General features: G+C 63.4%; 2 protein-coding genes. Both read left to right on the top strand.

Annotated features, from left to right (window positions below):
* The first annotated feature begins 199 nt into the window (after positions 1-199).
* Positions 200-1030 (top strand): glycosyltransferase family protein, encoded by an 831-nt coding sequence (locus tag AC1DBX_RS20610; protein ID WP_476932662.1) that lies wholly within the window; start codon positions 200-202, stop codon positions 1028-1030.
* A complete protein-coding gene (locus AC1DBX_RS20605; protein WP_476932661.1) occupies positions 1027-3678 on the top strand; it encodes a rhamnan synthesis F family protein in 2652 nt (883 codons plus the stop codon). Before AC1DBX_RS20610 ends, AC1DBX_RS20605 begins: the two co-directional genes overlap by 4 nt.

Genomic DNA, 3678 nt, shown 5'->3' with positions numbered 1-3678 from the left:
GCCGTCTCGATGCAGTTGATGACAGCGGCACACTAGTTGGCGAGCCTACCCCGCTCGATATCAGCATCGATGTCTACATGACCGAGAAGATGCGTGAGCAGGAAAACGCGGCACGCACGGCTGCAAAGAAGGGCGCACTCGCATGGTAAATCCTTCGCAATCCCGGAAGTCGGTGTGCTTTGTTAGTCAAACATGGAGCGTGGAGCATCCGCTGCGTGACGCCTCGACCCGATATCGGTGTTTTCACATCGCGGAGGCGCTTGTAGAGCAACGGTTCTTCTGTTCTGTGCTCTCTGCTGGACGGTTTTTCGCGGATCCGATTCTTGACTACGATGTTTACATCTTTCACCGGCCCAATGTAGGGAACCCTCGCTTCAGGCGGGTGACCGTCTCGACTGCGCCGCTTGCGCAGCGGGTGAAGGACTTCAACCCGGACGCTGACGTTAGCGTCGTGCCGAACATCATCCCGCCGTCGATCCTGTCTGTCCATGGCGAGCTGGAGACGTACCTAGCGCCGCGCCCGCATACGGCGATCGGTTACTTCGCAGGGACGAAGAGCCACGACCGGGACTTCCCGGTCGTGGCCGACGCGCTGCACCGGGTGCTGATGGAGAATCCCGACTTTTCGCTGATGATCGTCGGACCGGTGGCGGTTCCGCGGGCGCTTGCTGCGCTGCCGAACGTCAGCACCGCGCCCGTGGTGAACTTCTTACGGCTGCCGGGGCTTATGACGCTGTGCAGCACGGTGATCGCCCCGTTGGAAATGAGCGATTTCAACGCGTGCAAGTCGCGGGTGAAGTTCCTCGAAGCTGCACTATCGGGCTGCCGCCTGCTGGCCAGCCCGATCCCGGACATGCGAGCCATGGAATCAGAAAGTCTGGAGCTCATGGAGTCGCTCGACGACTGGTACGAGGCCTTGTCTGCGCCCGTGAAGTCTGTTGACTACAAGCAGCAGGCAGCGGAGAACTTCGAGTTTCTGCGTAGCACCTCCCATGTGGACGGTTTGACGACATTTTGGAGTGAAGTATGAGGGTTTTGATCTACGTCGAGCCGCACCCGATCCGGGATAGCCAGGCGACGTTCAAGGACATAGCCCGGGACTTCCTTCCGCTGCTCGCGGGGTCCACGCCGGATTTCGACGTTCGCATGTATGCGACGCGTGCCCTGTTGGGAGCCCTCGGGGATAAGGCCCTGGCCGGGGTGGAGAAGCGCCTCATCCGGGCGAGCCCGGCCGAGGAGGCCCTGTTCGCCGGGCATCTCTGCGACTGGGAGACCGAGGGCATCCCGGCGTGGTTGAGTCTCATGGCAGGTGGCGACGTCGCCGACGACTACGTCGGGGTCCTGCGCCGCGTCTGGAATGTCTTCCCCTACGACATCATCGTCCACTGGGGTGAGAACGGCGCCGTGACGCGCTTCGTCGAGGAGCGGCCCGTGACGCGCATTGCAATGGAGCTCGGCTGCACCCGTGCCCCGTTCCTTCAGAGCGTCGTTATGGACCCGTTCGGCACCAACGGCAACGCGATCGTCCCCCGGCTGTCAGTGGACGACCTGCGCGGGATCGTCGGCGACAACCCGATGACGGCCGCCGAGACGCTCTACGGCTACTCGGCGAACATAGAGGCCCTGCCCTACGAACAGCAGTTCCTCCCCCTCGACGGTGCGGACTGGTCGACTCGGATCCTCGGCGCCACCCGGAAAATCGCGTTCCTCCCGCTCCAGCTCCACGACGACGCCAACCTCTTGCGCTTCTCCAAGTACGAGACAGTCGAAGACGTCGTACTCGATGTCGTGCCCAAGCTCGCTGCCGCCGGTTACCTGACCGTCATCAAGACACATCCGGGTGCCAGGATCAGGCAACAGTCCAACCTCGCCTTCTCCCTCGCCCGGGCCGCGTTACGCCCGTGGGCAGACGACGTCGTGTGGCTGGACGCTACCAAGGCGGTGTACAACAATGCCCAGCTGGTTGCGCTGGCCGATCTGGTGGTGACGGTCAACAGCTCCGTAGGGTTCGAGGCGCTGTACTACGACAAAGTCGTTTCGGTACTGGGCGACGCTGGCTACAAGCCGACGGGTCTGTTCCCCGACCTCGACGAGGCGATCTCCGACGCCTTCGACCTGCCGACCTACCGGCACGGGATCGGCCTGCTGCGCCGCTTCATGCTCGGCGGGTACCTGGCCAGAGACGACGTTCGCGGCGACTTCCACGCTTTCCAGAGCGCCGCTGTCACCATCGACGCGGCGCGCCGAGGCCACGACGACGATGCGGTCTCCATCGCGAAGCGCATGTACCAAGCGTTCAGCTTGGCCCGGGAGCACCAGAACCGCGCGCGAATGGTGAGGGGCGGCTCCGTCCCCGGATCGAGCGAGTTCGGCGTCCCAAACGTGATGGCGGCGCGACCCCCCGCGATCGAGCCGACGTTGGAAGACACCTCGCGCACCGAGTTCTCCGGCCCGGCCCGCAGACTCCTCGCCCTGATCGGTGCAGTTGACGCCGACAACTTCCGCGACGCACTGCGGACGGCGTTCGCCGATCCGAAGGCCGCGGAGAAGTACGTCCGCGCCGCGGGAATCGTCGACGAGACGTTCTATCTCACCACGCACAGCGACGTCGCCAAAGCGGGGAAGGATCCTGTCCATCACTGGGCGCGCTACGGTCTGCGCGAAGGACGCCGGCCTCGGCGTAGTCTGAACGTCGGCTCAGTCGATCGGCTTGTCGACGAGCTGGTCGCCGCCGCTGAACCGCTGTTCGACGGCATCCCCGATATCCCCGACTTCCCCTTAGACCACGACGCCGAAGCTAGCCGTCAGTCCAGCCTCGCCGCGATCCGCGGTGGCCTCGGGACCCGAGGCAACAGGGTCGTCGTCGTCGCGCACTTGTATTATCGCGATCTCGTTCCGGAGACCCTCGAGTACCTCGCGAACATCCCTGAGGGCTTCGATCTCGTAGTGACGATGCCCGACTGGGGCAACCGCCAGATCGCCGAACTCGTGCGTGCCGCTTACCCGGACGCACTGCTCTACCCCGCAGCCAACCGGGGCCGCGACATCGGACCCTTCCTCGACGTCCTCCCCGCGATTCTCGAGCACGACTACGACGCGATCCTCAAGGTCCAGACGAAGGCGGGGTTCTTCAGAGACGGACGCCTGGTTCCGGAACGAGGCCGCTTCTGGCGCGAGAACGTCTTTGATATGCTTCTCGGTTCCAAGAAGCAGACAGCGGAGACCATTGCCGCATTCCGCGCCGATGCGACCCTTGCGATGGTAGGCCCTGCACCTTTCTACCTGCCACTCTCCCGCAATCCATACTCTGACGATGGTGCGCTGGTCGACAGGGTTCTGGGCACCGAGATCGCATCCGACGAAGCCGGCTTCTTTGCAGGGACGATGTTCTGGGTGCGGCCCGATTGCCTTTCGCCCCTTGTCACTGCGGGTCTGTCCATCGAATCATTTGCGCCAGAGACCGGGGCCAACGATGGCGCACTCGCTCATCTGGTGGAGCGGCTATTTGGTCAGGTCGCCCTCCAAAAAGGCCGTCTCGATGCAGTTGATGACAGCGGCACACTAGTTGGCGAGCCTACCCCGCTCGATATCAGCATCGATGTCTACATGACCGAGAAGATGCGTGAGCAGGAAAACGCGGCACGCACGGCTGCAAAGAAGGGCGCACTCGCATGGTAA

The organism is Arthrobacter sp. 10N44_2 (genome assembly GCF_056394385.1).
Note: the sequence above shows the minus strand (reverse complement) of the source record. Positions and strands in the feature narration are given on the sequence as shown.